Raw genomic sequence first — 15,872 nt, 5'->3', positions numbered from 1 at the left:
CTGGTAATTAAATGAATAGTATTAAGATCTATACCTGTCATCATAAGCCGAGCGCATTCCTTAATGCATCGATTATCAAACCATTACATGTGGGTAAAGCCAACTCCTATAATGATATCGGCTGTATTGGCGATGATACAGGTGATAATATTTCTTTTAAAAACCCCTTTTACTGTGAGTTAACAGCACATTATTGGGTTTGGAAAAATGAATCTCTTTCTGATTATGTCGGCTTTATGCATTATCGCCGACATCTGAACTTTTCCTCAGAGCAGAGCTTTCCCGAAGATAATTGGGGCGTTGTTAATTCACCCGTTATTGATGCAGAGTATGAAAAACAGTTTGGTTTAACCGACACGGCAATCCAGGATTGTATTTCAGGGTTTGACCTGCTGTTACCAAAGAAGTGGTCTGTGACCTCTGCCGGCAGTAAAAATAACCTCGATCATTATGAGAAAGGTGAGTTTTTACATATAAAGGACTATCTGGCTGCCCTGGAGGTTGTCGAAGAGCTTTATCCGGATTATAAAGCGGCTATTCAGCAGTTTAACAATGCCACAGATGGCTATTACACGAACATGTTTGTGATGCACAAAGATATGTTCGTAGATTATTCAGAATGGCTCTTCGCGATTTTGACTAATCTTGAAAGCCGCATCTCTATGAATAATTATAATGCGCAAGAAAAGCGTGTTATTGGACATATCGCTGAGCGTCTTTTTAACATTTATATTATTAAGCAGCAGCAAGACCGGGCCCTGAAAGTTAAAGAACTTCAGCGCACTTTCGTGACGAATGAGACATTCAACGGCAAGCTGGAACTGGTTTTTCCTCACGCTGCGCCGATAGTCATCAGTTTTGATGACAACTATGCCATCAGCGGTGGAGCCTTAATCAACTCCATTGTTCGCCATTCTGATAAAAACACCCATTACGATATTGTTGTGCTGGAAAACAAGGTGAGTAACCTTAACAAGCAGCGCTTACTAAAACTGGTCTCGGCCCATACAAACTTTTCACTTCGATTTTTTGATGTGAATGCCTTTACTGAATTGAATGGCGTACATACCCGCGCGCACTTTAGCGCATCAACCTATGCTCGCTTGTTTATTCCGCAGCTTTTCCGTGAATATGAGAAGGTCATTTTTATCGATTCCGATACTGTGGTGAAGGCCGATCTTGCGACTTTGCTTAATGTCGACCTCGGCACAAACCTTGTTGCCGCCGTTAAAGATATCGTGATGGAAGGCTTCGTCAAGTTTGGTGCGATGTCGGAGTCGGCAGATGGCGTGATGCCCGCCGGCGAGTATCTGCAAAAAACGCTTAAAATGACCAATCCGGATGAGTATTTCCAGGCGGGAATTATCGTTTTTAACGTTGCCCAGATGGTGCAGGAAGATACCTTCTCAGCGCTGATTAAGACGCTCAAAGAGAAGAAGTACTGGTTCCTCGACCAGGACATCATGAACAAAGTCTTCTATGGCCGGGTTGAGTTTTTACCGCTGGAGTGGAATGTCTATCACGGTAATGGCAATACGGATGACTTTTTCCCCAATCTCCAGTTCGCAACATATATGCGCTTTTTAAAAGCCAGAAAGAACCCGAATATGATTCACTATGCCGGGGAGAATAAACCATGGAATACGGACAAGGTTGACTTTTATGACGATTTCCTGGAAAACGTCATCAATACGCCATGGGAAAAAGAGACCTATTTCCGTCAGTTATCTCCGGTAAATTCATCAAGTCCTGCGCAAACTGCAGGGCAAACGCCAGTTCTGCTTCAGACTAAGATCAAAAAAGCGTTGATGCCTTTCCTTAATAAATATGCTCCTGTCGGTTCACCGAGGCGAAACACGATAACAAAATACTACTATAAAGTTAGACGCTCAATTCTTGGTTAAGGCTGCTGGAGTTATATTATGAACAGTAAAAATATTCTCATCGTCGGAGCGGGTTTTTCCGGTGTGGTTATCGCACGCCAGCTCGCTGAACAAGGTCATCACATCAGAATTATTGACCAGCGTGACCACATAGGCGGTAACTCCTATGATGCGCGCGATCCGCAAACTGACGTTATGGTTCACGTTTATGGCCCGCATATCTTTCACACCGATAATGAAACAGTGTGGAACTATGTGACTCAGCACGCTGAAATGATGCCGTATGTGAACCGTGTCAAAGCAACGGTTAATGGCCAGGTGTTCTCTCTGCCGATCAACCTGCATACCATCAACCAGTTTTTTGCGAAGACCTGTTCGCCAGATGAGGCCCGGGCGCTGATTGCCGAAAAAGGGGACAGTTCGATCCTGGAACCGAAGACCTTTGAAGAACAGGCTCTGCGTTTTATCGGCAAAGAGCTCTATGAGGCGTTCTTCAAGGGCTATACCATCAAGCAGTGGGGGATGGAGCCCTCGCAGCTTCCGGCGTCGATTCTTAAGCGTCTGCCGGTTCGTTTTAACTACGATGATAATTACTTTAACCACAGATTTCAGGGCATGCCGAAACTGGGTTATACGAAAATGATTGAGTCAATCGCCAATCATGAAAACATTACCATCGAACTTCAGCAATCGTTTAACGCTGAAGAGAGAGAACAGTACGATCACGTGTTCTATAGCGGGCCGCTGGATGCTTTTTATTCCTATCAATATGGTCGCCTGGGCTATCGTACTCTGGATTTTGAAAAATTCACCTGGCAGGGCGATTATCAGGGCTGCGCGGTAATGAATTACTGCTCGCTGGATGTTCCTTATACCCGTATCACTGAACATAAGTACTTTTCGCCCTGGGAATCCCATGAGGGATCGGTCTGTTACAAGGAATACAGCCGCGAATGTGGTGAAAAGGATATCCCTTATTATCCGATTCGTCAGATGGGGGAGATGGCTTTACTCGATAAATATTTGTCCCTCGCGGAAAATGAAAAGAATATGACGTTTGTTGGCCGCCTTGGAACCTATCGATATCTGGATATGGATGTCACTATCGCTGAAGCATTAAATACAGCCGATAAGTACTTGTCCTCCCTTAGCAGTAATGAGTCTATGCCAGTATTTACGGTTTCTGTGCGATGAATTGCTCCGCATTAATAGTCACGTATAATCGTTTAGAGAAGTTAAAGCTGACTATTGCCAACACGGTGAAATTAAATTTTACAGCGATCGTTGTTGTCAATAACGGGTCCACGGATGGAACCCAGGCCTGGTTAGCCACCCTTAGCGACCCGCGAGTGATTGTCCTTAATCTGCCATCCAACAGCGGTGGCGCGGGTGGCTTTAAGGCCGGGAGTCAATATTTATGCGACAACGTCGATAGCGACTGGGTTTTCTTTTACGATGATGACGCCTGGCCCGAGAGCGATGCGCTGGAAAAATTTGCCCAGCTAGAAAAGGCTAACTGTCGGGTGTTCACCGCTTTGGTCAAGGATCTTCAGGGGCAACCCTGTCCGATGAACATGCCTTTTGCCAAAGTTCCGTCGTCGTTTATGGACACATTACGCTACATCAGAAATCCTGCGGAGTTTCTTCCGTCGGTTTCCCGGGCGTGTGCGGTACAGACGGTTTCCTTTGTCGGTATGATTATTCAACGAGATGTGCTGCAAAAGCGTCTCCACAGTATTCACGACGAGTTATTTTTATATTTTGACGATCTCTATTTTGGCTATCTGCTGACATTAGATGGCGAAGCTATTCGCTATTCTCCCGAGGTCATCTTTACCCACGATGTGAGTATCCAGGGGAAATGTATTGTTCCCGAATGGAAGGTTTATTATCTTTGTCGAAATCTTATTTTGGCGAAGAGAATTTTTCCGCGAGTTGCCATTTTTAGCCGTCTCTCAATCCTTTTACGGTTGATTAAATATGTATCAATATTGCCATGGCAACGCAATAAATTGTTATATTTTAAATACTTGCGTCGTGGAATTATCCATGGTGTAAAAGGAATCAGCGGTAAGAATCATTAAGTGGATATAGCAATGAAAAAACTGTGTTATTTCATAAACTCGGATTGGTATTTTGATTTGCACTGGATTGATCGTGCGATCGCCGCCCGAGATGCTGGTTATGAGATTCACATCATCAGTCATTTTGTCGACGGTAAAGTGCTGAATAAATTTAAAACATTCGGTTTTAAGTGTCATAATGTTCCACTTGATGCTCAATCATTTAATGCATTAACTTTCTTTCGGGCCTTTTTTGCCTCCCGAAAGCTCATTAAAGAAATTAATCCCGATCTTTTACACTGTATCACTATTAAACCCTGTCTGATCGGTGGGCTCCTGTCCAGGACAAACAACCGTCCCGTCATCGTGAGTTTTGTCGGTCTGGGCCGTGTATTTTCAGGTGACACGGGGTTGCTTAAGCTATTGCGCAATATCACCATCATGGCCTACAAATATATTGCCAGTAATAAGCGCAGTATATTTATGTTTGAGCACGATAAAGATCGTAAAAAACTGGCGGGTTTTGTCGGGATTGACTATCAGCAGACTATTGTCATCGATGGCGCGGGTATCAATCCGGAGATCTATAAATATTCTCTGGAGCAGGAGCGTGACGTTCCGGTTGTGCTGTTTGCCAGCAGAATGCTCTGGAGTAAAGGGCTCGGGGATTTAATTGAAGCCAAGAAAATCCTCGAAGCAAGAAATATTCATTTTACGCTAAACGTCGCCGGGATACTCGTTGAAAACGATAAGGATGCTATATCCCTTGCGGTGATCCAGCAATGGCATAAAGAAGGTCTGATTAACTGGTTGGGTCACAGCTCTAACGTCTGCGACTTGATCGAGGAGTCGAACATCGTGGCATTACCTTCGATCTATTCCGAAGGCGTGCCGCGTATACTGCTTGAGGCTTCCTCGGTTGGCCGGGCCTGCATTGCCTACGATGTTGGCGGCTGCGATAGCCTGATCATTAATAACGATAACGGCATTATCGTGAAAAGTAACTCTCCGCAGGAGCTGGCCGATAAGCTTGAATTCTTGTTAGCCAATCCCAAAGCACGAGTAGAGATGGGTATTAAAGGACGGCAACGCGTTCAGGATAAGTTTTCTAGCGGTATGATCATTAGCAAGACCTTAAAGACTTATCATGATGTGGTTCAGGGATGATGTAACGCAAGAGATTACAGCTTCATGTAAATCAAACACCTCCGAAGCGGTTGCATTTTAAGCTATGTAACTGCTCAGCAAACGCATGATGAGTTTAATGATTGCGTGCCACTTATTTTGAAGGTGATTGAATGTCTGATGAATCAAGTAACGTTATTGTATCCGTTATTATCCCTGTCCATAACGCCGCGGAGTATATTGCTGAGACGCTTACTACGGTGTTAGCCCAGTCTTTAAAAGAGATTGAGATTATCCTTGTTAACGATAGCTCAACGGATAATACGCTGGATATTGTCACTAAAATAGCCAGTGAAGATTCGCGAGTCCGGGTTATCACCAACCCGAGCAACGTCGGTGGCGGCGAATCGCGAAATATTGGCTTACGAGTAGCGACCGGCGAATACATCATTTTCCTCGACGATGACGATTACGCCGATAAAGAGATGTTAAAGAGAATGTCCGACCGGGCTACGGCCCTGCAAACGGATGTTGTTATCTGCCGGTGCCAGTCAGTCGATTTGCAAACCAATACCCGTTCTCCCATGCCTTTGTCGGCGCGTGAGGATTTACTGCCTGAAAAAGAGGTCTTCTCTTCACGGGAAATTGCTGACGATTTTTTCAGAGCCTTTATATGGTGGCCATGGGATAAGCTTTTCAGACGCGAGGCTATCCTGGCAATGGGCCTGGAGTTTCAACCGCTGAGAACCACAAACGACCTGTACTTTGTGAGTTGTTTCATGCTGTTAGCAAATCGCATCTCTCTGGTTGATGAGATCTTAATCTCTCATACTATCCACCGCGCTGAGTCGCTTTCCTCCACCAGAGAAAATTCGTGGCACTGCGCGCTGCAGGCATTAACTTCGCTACGTTTGTTTATGCAAGATCGTGATTTACTGGCGTCCAGAAGTCGTGATTTTAATAATTACGCCGTTGTTTTTCTTGAGTGGCATCTCAATACGATTTCTGGCGGTACGTTTAACCCGTTGTTTAATGAAGTAAAGTCGTTCATCTTATCTTTAGAAATCGACTGTGATGACTTTTATGATGACTTTATCAAAGCTGCGTATGGCCGGATCGTTAATCAGTCAGCGGAAGAGTATATTTTTTCACTGAAAGACAGAGCGTTACGCGAGCTTGAACATGCACAAATGTTGAACTCAACGCTGCAGGAAGAAATGACTTTTCTTAAACAGTCGACGGTATCTCAGCGAAGTGAAATTGATGTTCTGAAGGCGCAGGTTAGCGATAAAACCACCATTATCCACGAGCTTGAACAGCGGAATACGCGCTTAGAGGAAGAGTATCAAACTCAACAACAGAAATTGCTCAGCATTGAAAATGCGTACCATGAACTGACTCAGCGCTATACAGATTTGGTTTCATCTTTGTCATGGAAAATGACGAAACCATTGAGGCTAGTTAAAGAAATAACCGCCCGAAAAAAGTCATGACGATGATAAACCGGTGATATCAACCAGCGCGCTGGCGATGTTGATATTGCAAGGGAGGCGTCATGCCGCCTCCCTTTGATCACTTACTTATGCCTGCTCCGCAGGTTTTCCACCACATCCGTCAAATTCAGCCCCTGATCCTGCAGCAGCACCAGCAGGTGATACATCAAATCCGACGCTTCATTCTTCAGTTCGAACTGGTCATGCACCGTCGCGGCCAGCGCGGTCTCAACGCCTTCTTCCCCCACCTTCTGCGCAATACGTTTGGTGCCGCTGGCGTACAGCTTCGCGGTATAGGAGCTTTCCGGATCGGCGTGTTTGCGTTCCGCCAGCAGCTGCTCCAGCTGATATAAGAACAGCCACTGATGGCCGGTTTCGCCAAAGCAGCTTGAGGTGCCTTTATGGCAGGTTGGGCCAATCGGATTAACCAGCGCCAGCAGGGTATCGTTATCGCAATCCGGGGTGATGCTCACCACGTTGAGGAAATTGCCCGACGTTTCCCCCTTGGTCCACAGACGCTGTTTGGTCCGCGAATAAAAGGTCACCTTGCCGGTCTCTTCGGTTTTCGCCAGCGCATCCTGATTCATATAGCCCAGCATCAGCACTTCACCAGAAACGGCGTGCTGCACGATGACCGGCATCAGACCGTCTGTTTTTTGCCAATCCAGCTGTTCACTTAACATACCCTAATCTCCACGCCCTGTGCTGCCAGGTACGTTTTCAGTTCACCAATGTTGATAATTTGCTTGTGGAACACCGAGGCGGCCAGCGCGCCGTCGACGTTAGCGTCGCGGAAGGCTTCCAGGAAGTGCTCCATGGTGCCCGCGCCGCCGGACGCAATCAGCGGCACGTGGCACACGGCGCGGACCTTGCTTAACTGCGCCAGATCGTAGCCGTTACGCACGCCGTCCTGGTTCATCATATTGAGGACGATCTCGCCGGCCCCGCGCTTTTGCACTTCCTGCACCCAGTCCAGGGTTTCCCACTGTGTCACCCGCGTCCGGCTCTCATCGCCGGTATACTGGTTGACGTGATACTTACCGCTCGCGGCGTCAAACCAGGTATCGATGCCCACCACAATACACTGCACGCCGAAACGGTCGGCCAGGCGGGTAATCAGCGTCGGATCCGCCAGGGCAGGGGAGTTGATGGAGATTTTATCCGCGCCGAAGGAGAGAATTTGCGCCGCATCGTCCAGCGACTTAATGCCGCCGGCGACGCAGAACGGAATGTCGATCACTTCCGCGACCCGCGACACCCAGCTTTTGTCCACCACGCGGCCGTCGCTGGAGGCGGTGATATCGTAGAACACCAGCTCATCCGCGCCTTCGTCGGCATAGCGTTTTGCCAGCGGGACGATATCACCGATGATTTCGTGATTACGGAACTGCACGCCTTTCACTACCTGGCCGTCGCGAACGTCGAGACAGGGGATTATCCGTTTTGCCAGCATTGAATGGCCTCCGTTACGTTAAATTTACCTTCCAGCAGCGCCCGGCCGACAATCACCCCGCGCACTCCGGTTCCGCGCAGCGCGGCGATATCATGCAGATCGCCAATGCCGCCGGAAGACTGAAACGCGACCTGCGGATAGCGGGCGCAAACTTCTTCATACAGCGAGACGTTAGACCCGGCCAGCGTCCCGTCGCGGGAAATATCGGTACACAGCACGTGCTGCAGGCCGACGGACTGATAGCTCTCCACCAGCTCCTCCAGGGTTACGCCGGAGTTCTCCTGCCAGCCGCTGACTGCCACCTGCTTGCTGCCTTCCGCGTCAATCCGCACGTCAAGCGCCAGCACCAGATGCTGCGGGCCAAAACGCGTAAACCAGCCTTTCACCACTTCCGGCGACTTCACCGCCGTCGAACCCACCACCACGCGCGCCACGCCTGCATCAAGCAGGGCGGCCACGTCTTCTTCCGTCCGCACGCCGCCGCCAACCTGCACCGGCACGTTCACGCCGGCAACCAGCGTTTTCAGCAGCGGGATCTGGCGTTTCGCCGGATCTTTCGCCCCGGTCAGGTCGACCAGGTGCAGCACTTCGGCCCCCTGAGCGGCATAGGATTGCAGGCGCGGCAGCGGGTCGTTACCGTAGTCGCGCTGCTGAGCGTAATCGCCCTGATGGAGACGGACGACCGTGCCGTCAATTAAATCTAAAGCAGGAATGATCATCACATCTCCAGGAAGTTTTTCAGCAGCTGCGCCCCGGCGCTGCCGGAGCGTTCAGGGTGGAACTGGACGCCAAAGAAGTTATCTTTCTGCACCGCCGCGGTGAAGGCCTCGCCGTAGCTGCACTGGGCGATGGTATTGACGTTGACCGGCATCGCGTAGCTGTGGACGAAGTAAAAATACGCCCCGTCTTCAATGCCGCGAAACAGACGATCGCCGGCTTTGGCGTATACCCGGTTCCAGCCCATATGCGGCAGCGGCAGGCCGTGGTCGGTCATTTTCGGCACGTCCTGGTCGATAATGCCCAGCAGGTCAACGCCGTTATTCTCCTCGCTGCGTTTTCCCAGCAGCTGCATGCCGAGGCAAATGCCCAGCACCGGCTGGGTACAGGCTTTAATCAGCTCGATCAAATCGCGCTCGCGCAGCTGGTCCATCGCCGCCTGAGCCGTGCCCACTCCCGGCAGAAACAGTTTATCGGCGCGCAGCACCACATCCGGGTCGCGGCTGACCTGCGGCTCGTAGCCGTGGCGGCTCACCGCGGATTTCACCGAATTGAGGTTGGCGCAGCCGGTATCGAGGATCACCACGTTCATCAGAGTACCCCTTTCGAAGACGGCAGCGTGTCGCCCTGGACGCGAATCGCCTGACGTAGCGTGCGGCCGAAGGCCTTAAACAGGCTCTCTACGCGGTGGTGGTCGTTTTTGCCCTTGGTTTTCAGGTGCAGAGTGACCGCCATGGTATAGGAGAGCGAGCGGAAGAAGTGTTCCACCATCTCGGTGCTCAGATCGCCAACGCGCTGATAGGTAAAGTCGGCTTTGTATTCGAGGTGCGGACGGCCGGAGATATCCAGCGCGCAGCGGGCCAGGCATTCGTCCATCGGCAGCACAAAGCCGAAACGGCCAATACCGCGTTTGTCGCCGAGGGCCAGCTTCAGCGCTTCGCCCAGCGCGAGCCCGGTATCTTCCACGGTGTGGTGATCGTCGATATAAAGATCGCCGCCGACGTTAATCTCCAGGCGGAAGCCGCCGTGGGTGGCGATTTGGTCAAGCATATGATCGAAGAAGCCGACGCCGGTGGAGATTTTGCTGCCGCCTTCGCGGTCCAGCCACACTTTCACATCCACCTGGGTCTCTTTGGTGATGCGCTCAACGTGGGCGTAGCGGTCGCGGCGGGTTAGCTGTTCGCAAATGGTTGGCCAGTCCAGCTTTTCGCGGTCATAGCGCAGGCCGGTAATGCCCATGTTATCCGCCAGCTGGATATCGGTCGCGCGGTCGCCAATCACGTAGCTGTTGGCGGTGTCCATCACCCCTTGCTCCAGCCACGGCAGCACCAGTTTGGTTTTCGGCTTGCGGCAGTCGCAGTTATCCGCCGGGAGATGCGGACAAATCAGCACCTCGTCAAAGTTGACGCCCTGCGAGGCGAAAATCTGCATCATCAGGTTGTGCGGGCCGTCGAACTCGTCCTGCGGCAGGCTGGCGGTTCCCAGCCCGTCCTGATTGGTGATCATCACCAGCCTGTACCCTTCCTGCTGCAGCTTCAGCAGGGCCGGGATCACCTGCGGCTCAAACGCCAGCTTATCGAAGCGGTCTACCTGAAAATCAACCGGTGGCTCGGAAATCAGCGTACCGTCACGGTCAATAAAGAGAAACTTCTGGGTCATACATTCTCCGCAGTCAAAGCGTCAATGACGCGCTGGCTCTCTGCACGGGTACCGATAGTGATACGCAAACAGCCGCTTAATGAAGGTTGTTTATTCTGGTCACGTAAGATAATGCCCTGATCCCACAAAGATTTAAATACCGCGCTGGAGGCGGTGATCCGCGCCAGAACGTAGTTGCTCTCGGAATCGAACACCTCTTCAACGCAGGCAATGCTGCGCAGCTGGCTGACCAGATAATCGCGTTCGGCGAGGATCTGCGCCACGCGCGCCCGCATGGCGGCAATGCCTTCCGCGCTGAGCGCCTGGGCGGCGATGTCGGCGACCGGCGTCGAGAGCGGATAAGGTGCGATAACCTTCATCAGCACGTTAATCACCTCGGCGTTGGCGAGGGTAAAGCCGCAGCGCAGTCCGGCCAGGGCGAAGGCCTTGGAGAGGGTACGCAGAATCACCAGGTGCGGATACTCGTTGAGCCAGGTCGCCAGCGTGGCCTGCGGGCAGAACTCAATATAGGCTTCATCCGCGACCACGATGGCTTTACCGCGCGCCATCTCCAGCAGGGTGCGAAAATCTTTCGGGTTGATAATCTGCCCGGTCGGGTTATTCGGGCTGCAGACGAACACCACTTTCACGCCGTCAAGATTGGCCGCGATACCCGGCAGATCCAGCTGCCAGTCGGCGAGGGTGGGCACCGTACGGCAGGTCACGCCGATGGTTTCGGCGCTGACGCTGTACATGCCGTAGGTCGGCGGGCAGTAGAGCACCGCGTCCTGGCCCGGCTCGCAGAAGGCGCGGATCAGCAGTTCAATGCCTTCATCGGCGCCGCGGCTGACCAGCACCTGCTCCGGCTTGACGCCCGCATACTGCGCGTAGCGTTCAATGACCGCTTTCGGCTGCGGTTCCGGATAGCGGTTCATCGTCTGCTCGGTCAGCTGAAACGAGACCGCGGTCGGGAATTCGTTGGCGTTCAGCCAGACGTCGCCTTTACCGCCCAGACGGCGAGCAGATTGATACGGCGTCAGCGCGCGGACGTTGGCGCGGGCTAAATCTTCGATGCTCATGCTTGCTCCTTAAGGGCTGCGACGCGCAGCGTAACGGCGTTTTTGTGGGCGTCAAGACGCTCGGCGGCGGCCAGAATCTCAATCGTTGAGGCGAGGGCGGCAAACCCGTCGCGCGACAGCTCCTGCACGGTCATGCGTTTCTGAAAATCCGCCAGGCCGAGGCTGGAGCAGGTGGCGGTGTAGCCGTAGGTCGGCAGCACATGGTTGGTGCCGGAGGCGTAATCGCCGGCGGACTCCGGCGACCAGTCGCCGAGAAATACCGAACCGGCGCTGGTAATGCCGTCGACCAGTTCGCGGGCGTTGCGGGTCTGAATAATCAGGTGCTCCGGACCGTACTGGTTGGAAATCTTCACGCACTGGGCGATATCGCGCGCCACGATGATGCGGCTGGCGGAGAGCGCCCCGCGGGCCGTTTCCGCACGGGACAGCGCGGCCAGCTGGCGCTCAACGGCTTGCGCGACGCGGGTGGCCATCTCGCTATCCGGCGTCAGCAGGATCACCTGCGAATCTGGGCCGTGCTCCGCCTGGGAAAGCAGGTCAGAGGCGACGAAATCCGGAGTGGCGCCGCTGTCGGCGATCACCAGCACTTCCGACGGCCCGGCGGGCATATCGATAGCCGCACCGTCAAGACGCTGGCTGACCTGGCGCTTGGCTTCGGTCACGAAGGCGTTGCCCGGGCCAAAGATTTTATCGACCTTCGCTACCGATTCGGTGCCGAACGCCAGGGCGGCAATCGCCTGCGCGCCGCCGACGTTAAAGATATTGCGCACGCCACACAGCTGGGCGGCATAGAGGATTTCATCGGCAATCGGCGGCGGCGAGCACAGCACCACCTGCTGGCAGCCCGCGATGCGCGCCGGCGTGGCGAGCATCAGCACCGTGGAGAACAGCGGCGCCGAGCCGCCGGGAATATATAAACCGACGGAGGCGATAGGGCGGGTCACCTGCTGGCAGCGTACGCCCGGCAGGGTTTCCACATCGACGGCCTGCAGCCGCTGCGCGTTGTGGAAGGTTTCGATATTTTTGACCGCCACGGCCATCGCCTGCTTGAGCTCGTCGCTCAGGCGCGCGCCGGCGGCGGCAATCTCTTCGTCGCTGACCTTCAGCGCCTTGACGTCGGTTTTATCGAACTTCGCGCCGTATTCGCGCAGGGCCGCATCGCCGTTGTCTTTAACGTTATTCAGGATCTCCGACACCGTCTTGCTGATGCTCTCGGAGGCGGAAATGGCCGGGCGCGTTAAGAGCTGTTGCTGTTGTTCTGCGCTACAGCCGTTCCAGTCGATAATTGTGTTGAAGCTCATGGTTGTTTCCCCTGTTTATCCCGTGACCGACCCGCCGGTTTACTCCATCATCTTCTCAATCGGCAGGACCAGAATGGAGCTGGCGCCCAGCGCTTTCAGTTTTTCCATGGTTTCCCAGAACAGGGTTTCGCTGCTCACCATGTGCATCGCCACGCGCTGCTTGTCGCCGGCCAGCGGCAGAATGGTCGGGCGCTCGGCGCCGGGCAGCAGGGCGACCACTTCTTCCAGGCGCTCGGTCGGCGCGTGCATCATGATGTATTTTGATTCGCGGGCCTGAATCACCCCCTGAATACGGGTCAGCAGGCGGTCGATCAACTGCTGTTTGCTATCGGCCATCTCGCCGTCGCGCTGGATCAGGCAGGCTTTGGAGCGGAACATCACTTCCACTTCGCGCAGGCCGTTTGCTTCGAGAGTCGCGCCGGTTGATACCAGGTCGCAAATCGCGTCGGCCAGACCGGCGCGCGGGGCCACTTCAACCGAGCCGTTCAGCAGGCAGGATTTGAACGAGATCCCTTTCTGGTCAAGGTAGCGCTTCAGCAGGTGCGGGTAGGAGGTGGCGATGCGTTTGCCGTCCAGCGCTGCCGGGCCGTCCCAGGGTTCATCCGCCGGGGTCGCCAGCGACAGGCGGCAGCCGCCGAAGTCGAGACGGCGCAGGGTGAAGTAGCGCGGGTCTTCGCCCTGAGCGCGGCGGCTCAGCAGCTCTTCCTCCAGCACGTTTTCGCCGATAATCCCCAAATCGACCACGCCGTCCATGATAAGGCCCGGAATATCGTCATCACGCACGCGCAGAATATCGATGGGCATATTTTCCGCCAGCGCGATCAGGCGCTGGGTGTGCAGATTCACTTTGATGCCGCAGCGGCTGAGTAATTCGCGTGAATCTTCGCTTAAACGCCCTGATTTCTGAATAGCTATGCGTAAACGGCTGTTGTCTAACATTCTTATTTTCCTCTGTAACCCTGTCTGAATCTGTCCGAATTCGGTCCAAAAAAAAGCCCCCGGAAGTGAATCTTCCGGGGGCTCTCTTTGCGTTCATGCACCACTGGAAGATCCAAACGTCTTCCAGCACACATCGCCTGAAAGACTAGTCAGGATGATGGTGATGATGGTGGTTTTTAAATTGAACGCTGTTCATAAAATTCTCTGTGAATGACTATGCATTTGATGCCTTTTAACCTAAACCACTTCACTCGCATAAAGCAAGGGCTTTTTTCTATCATTAATTGATTTCATATTGACCTAAGAAATTGTCAGCTGCCGCCGGCTGGCGTAGCCTTAAGTCAGCACAGCGAAAATTCAGGAGCAAGGGGATGAAAAAGGTCGCAATTGTAGGTTTAGGATGGCTGGGTATGCCGCTTGCGCTGTCGTTGATGTCGCGGGGATGGCAGGTGACCGGCAGTAAGACCACGCAGGATGGCGTCGAGGCGGCGCGGATGTGCGGCATCGACGGCTATCCGCTGCGTCTGGAGCCGCAGCTGGTCTGCGACACCGAAGATCTGGATGCCTTAATGAACGTTGACGCGCTGGTCATTACCTTACCGGCGCGGCGAACCGGACCGGGAGAGGACTTTTATCTTCAGGCGGTACAGGAGATCGTCGATACCGCGCTGGCGCATCACGTGCCGCGCATCATATTCACCAGCTCAACGTCGGTTTACGGCAACGCCAGCGGCACGCTGAAAGAGAACTCGCCCCGCAACCCGCAAACCGCCAGCGGGCGGGTGCTGAAAGAGCTGGAGGACTGGCTGCATAACCTTCCCGGCACCTCGGTGGACATTCTGCGCCTCGCCGGGCTGGTGGGGCCGTCCCGTCATCCGGGGCGCTTTTTTGCCGGAAAATCCGCGCCGGACGGCCAGCACGGCGTCAATCTGGTGCATCTTCAGGATGTGATTGCCGCGATCGAACTGTTACTGCAGGCTCCGAAAGGCGGGCGCATCTATAATATATGTGCGCCTAAGCATCCCGCGCGCGGCGTCTTTTATCCGCAGATGGCCCGCGAGCTTGGGCTTCCCGTCCCCGTATTCTCTGATAACCCGGAGAACGGTAGCGGTAAGATCGTAGATGGCAGCCGTATTTGCAACGAACTGGGGTTTGAGTACCAGTACCCCGACCCGCTGGTCATGCCGATGGAGTAATGCGCCAGCGGTGAATCGCGTACCGTAAGGGGGTAGCGATGAAACCACTGCTGGATGTGCTCGTCATTCTTGATGCCCTCGACAAAGAGGGCAGTTTTGCCGCCGCCTCGGCGAAGCTCTATAAAACGCCGTCGGCGCTGAGCTACACCATTCATAAGCTGGAAAGCGATCTCAATATTCAACTGCTTGACCGCAGCGGCCACCGGGCGCGCTTTACCCGTACCGGGCAGATGCTGCTGGAAAAGGGGCGCGACGTGCTGCACACCGCCCGTGAACTGGAAAAGCAGGCCGTCAGGCTGCAGCAGGGCTGGGAAAATGCGCTGATACTCAACGTCGACGCCACCTTTCCGTTCCCGCTGCTGGCTCCCGCGATCGCGGCGTTCTATCACCAGCATCACGCTACCCGCCTTGAATTCCGCCGCGATACCCCGGGCGCAAACTGGCAGATGCTGATGGAAGGGCGGGCGGATCTTCTGCTCGGCGTGCTGGGCGACCCGCCGGCGCTCAGCGGCTGCGGCTCTGTTCTGCTGGGAGAGGTGGCGCAGGCGTTTGTTGTTGCGCCCCGGCATCCGCTTGCGCAGATTGCCGGCCCGCTGGGCTGGCGGACGTTGCGCCGTCATCGGGCGATTGTGGCCGACGGCGCGTGGCCGCAGATTGACGCTCAGGATAGCCTGGCGGTATTCGATCTTTCCGCCCGGCTGACGCTGCTGTGCGCCGGACTGGGATGGGGCTATTTGCCGCTATTTCAGGTACAGCCTTTCATCGCCCGCGGCGAGCTACAAATATTAAAAACGACGGTGCCTGAACCGGTCAATCGCGCGTGGATAGGCTGGAATGAAGATATTTGCGGCCAGGCGGGCGAGTGGTGGCGAAAGGAGATATTAGCAAATAGTGCTATCCATCAGGTCTATAATACTAAAATCGTATGAATATTAATCTGTTAGAGAATCGCCGTAATTATTAAGCCTTGTAACATCTTGTCATC

At 53.5% G+C, this 15,872-nt stretch carries 16 protein-coding genes and 1 other annotated feature; of the genes, 7 read left to right on the top strand and 9 right to left on the bottom strand.

Going from position 1 to position 15,872, the window contains the following annotated elements; all coding sequences use genetic code 11:
- The first annotated feature begins 11 nt into the window (after nucleotides 1-11).
- The 5 genes from MKleb_RS17995 (at nucleotide 12) to MKleb_RS17975 (ending at nucleotide 6,564) form a co-directional block, all read left to right on the top strand.
- Complete coding sequence (locus MKleb_RS17995) at nucleotides 12-1,904, top strand: DUF4422 domain-containing protein (protein WP_025107746.1); 1,893 nt, start codon at nucleotides 12-14, stop codon at nucleotides 1,902-1,904.
- Between the two features lie 18 nt (nucleotides 1,905-1,922).
- Nucleotides 1,923-3,077, top strand: a complete 1,155-nt coding sequence (gene glf / locus MKleb_RS17990; protein ID WP_004852435.1) for a UDP-galactopyranose mutase — start codon at nucleotides 1,923-1,925, stop codon at nucleotides 3,075-3,077.
- Entirely contained in the window at nucleotides 3,074-3,967 is an 894-nt protein-coding gene (locus tag MKleb_RS17985) for a glycosyltransferase (protein WP_025107745.1), read from the top strand. Before glf ends, MKleb_RS17985 begins: the two co-directional genes overlap by 4 nt.
- Nucleotides 3,968-5,113: a glycosyltransferase family 4 protein gene (locus MKleb_RS17980; RefSeq protein WP_025107744.1), complete on the top strand. Its 1,146-nt coding sequence runs from the start codon at nucleotides 3,968-3,970 to the stop codon at nucleotides 5,111-5,113.
- A 131-nt stretch (nucleotides 5,114-5,244) separates the two neighbouring features.
- The gene (locus MKleb_RS17975) at nucleotides 5,245-6,564 is read left to right on the top strand and encodes a glycosyltransferase family 2 protein (protein WP_025107743.1); all 1,320 of its coding nucleotides are present in this window, start codon (nucleotides 5,245-5,247) and stop codon (nucleotides 6,562-6,564) included.
- 83 nt (nucleotides 6,565-6,647) lie between these two features.
- Here the strand turns inward: MKleb_RS17975 and hisIE are convergent, their stop codons facing one another.
- The 9 genes from hisIE to hisL all read right to left on the bottom strand — a co-directional run bounded on the left by hisIE (nucleotide 6,648) and on the right by hisL (nucleotide 13,887).
- Nucleotides 6,648-7,247, bottom strand: a complete 600-nt coding sequence (gene hisIE, locus MKleb_RS17970; protein WP_004122447.1) for a bifunctional phosphoribosyl-AMP cyclohydrolase/phosphoribosyl-ATP diphosphatase HisIE — start codon at nucleotides 7,245-7,247, stop codon at nucleotides 6,648-6,650.
- Complete coding sequence (hisF, locus tag MKleb_RS17965) at nucleotides 7,241-8,017, bottom strand: imidazole glycerol phosphate synthase subunit HisF (RefSeq protein ID WP_014230048.1); 777 nt, start codon at nucleotides 8,015-8,017, stop codon at nucleotides 7,241-7,243. Before hisF ends, hisIE begins: the two co-directional genes overlap by 7 nt.
- Complete coding sequence (hisA, locus tag MKleb_RS17960; protein ID WP_025107742.1) at nucleotides 7,999-8,736, bottom strand: 1-(5-phosphoribosyl)-5-[(5-phosphoribosylamino)methylideneamino]imidazole-4-carboxamide isomerase; 738 nt, start codon at nucleotides 8,734-8,736, stop codon at nucleotides 7,999-8,001. Before hisA ends, hisF begins: the two co-directional genes overlap by 19 nt.
- Nucleotides 8,736-9,326: an imidazole glycerol phosphate synthase subunit HisH gene (gene hisH / locus MKleb_RS17955; RefSeq protein WP_014230046.1), complete on the bottom strand. Its 591-nt coding sequence runs from the start codon at nucleotides 9,324-9,326 to the stop codon at nucleotides 8,736-8,738. The genes hisA and hisH overlap by 1 nt, the downstream gene beginning before the upstream one ends.
- The gene (gene hisB, locus MKleb_RS17950) at nucleotides 9,326-10,393 is read right to left on the bottom strand and encodes a bifunctional histidinol-phosphatase/imidazoleglycerol-phosphate dehydratase HisB (RefSeq protein ID WP_025107741.1); all 1,068 of its coding nucleotides are present in this window, start codon (nucleotides 10,391-10,393) and stop codon (nucleotides 9,326-9,328) included. Before hisB ends, hisH begins: the two co-directional genes overlap by 1 nt.
- The gene (gene hisC / locus MKleb_RS17945; RefSeq protein WP_025107740.1) at nucleotides 10,390-11,451 is read right to left on the bottom strand and encodes a histidinol-phosphate transaminase; all 1,062 of its coding nucleotides are present in this window, start codon (nucleotides 11,449-11,451) and stop codon (nucleotides 10,390-10,392) included. Before hisC ends, hisB begins: the two co-directional genes overlap by 4 nt.
- Nucleotides 11,448-12,752, bottom strand: a complete 1,305-nt coding sequence (gene hisD, locus MKleb_RS17940) for a histidinol dehydrogenase (protein WP_025107739.1) — start codon at nucleotides 12,750-12,752, stop codon at nucleotides 11,448-11,450. The genes hisC and hisD overlap by 4 nt, the downstream gene beginning before the upstream one ends.
- A gap of 39 nt (nucleotides 12,753-12,791) precedes the next feature.
- Complete coding sequence (gene hisG / locus MKleb_RS17935) at nucleotides 12,792-13,691, bottom strand: ATP phosphoribosyltransferase (RefSeq protein ID WP_014230042.1); 900 nt, start codon at nucleotides 13,689-13,691, stop codon at nucleotides 12,792-12,794.
- A gap of 47 nt (nucleotides 13,692-13,738) precedes the next feature.
- Nucleotides 13,739-13,861, bottom strand: a sequence feature (His leader region).
- On the bottom strand, nucleotides 13,837-13,887 hold the full coding sequence (gene hisL, locus MKleb_RS17930) for a his operon leader peptide (protein ID WP_009654477.1): 51 nt from the start codon (nucleotides 13,885-13,887) through the stop codon (nucleotides 13,837-13,839). (Overlaps the previous feature by 25 nt.)
- 175 nt (nucleotides 13,888-14,062) lie before the next feature.
- On the opposite strand from hisL, the gene MKleb_RS17925 reads away from it, so the two are divergent.
- Together MKleb_RS17925 and MKleb_RS17920 are read left to right on the top strand one after the other, a co-directional pair.
- Nucleotides 14,063-14,887, top strand: a complete 825-nt coding sequence (locus MKleb_RS17925; RefSeq protein WP_004852412.1) for an SDR family oxidoreductase — start codon at nucleotides 14,063-14,065, stop codon at nucleotides 14,885-14,887.
- A 38-nt stretch (nucleotides 14,888-14,925) separates the two neighbouring features.
- Nucleotides 14,926-15,816 (top strand): LysR family transcriptional regulator, encoded by an 891-nt coding sequence (locus MKleb_RS17920; protein WP_014230040.1) that lies wholly within the window; start codon nucleotides 14,926-14,928, stop codon nucleotides 15,814-15,816.
- Nucleotides 15,817-15,872 lie beyond the last annotated feature (56 nt).

It is taken from the genome of Klebsiella sp. PL-2018 (assembly GCF_019048985.1).
Classification (GTDB): Bacteria; Pseudomonadota; Gammaproteobacteria; order Enterobacterales; family Enterobacteriaceae; genus Klebsiella; species Klebsiella michiganensis.
This window is presented reverse-complemented; position numbering and strand designations above follow the sequence as displayed.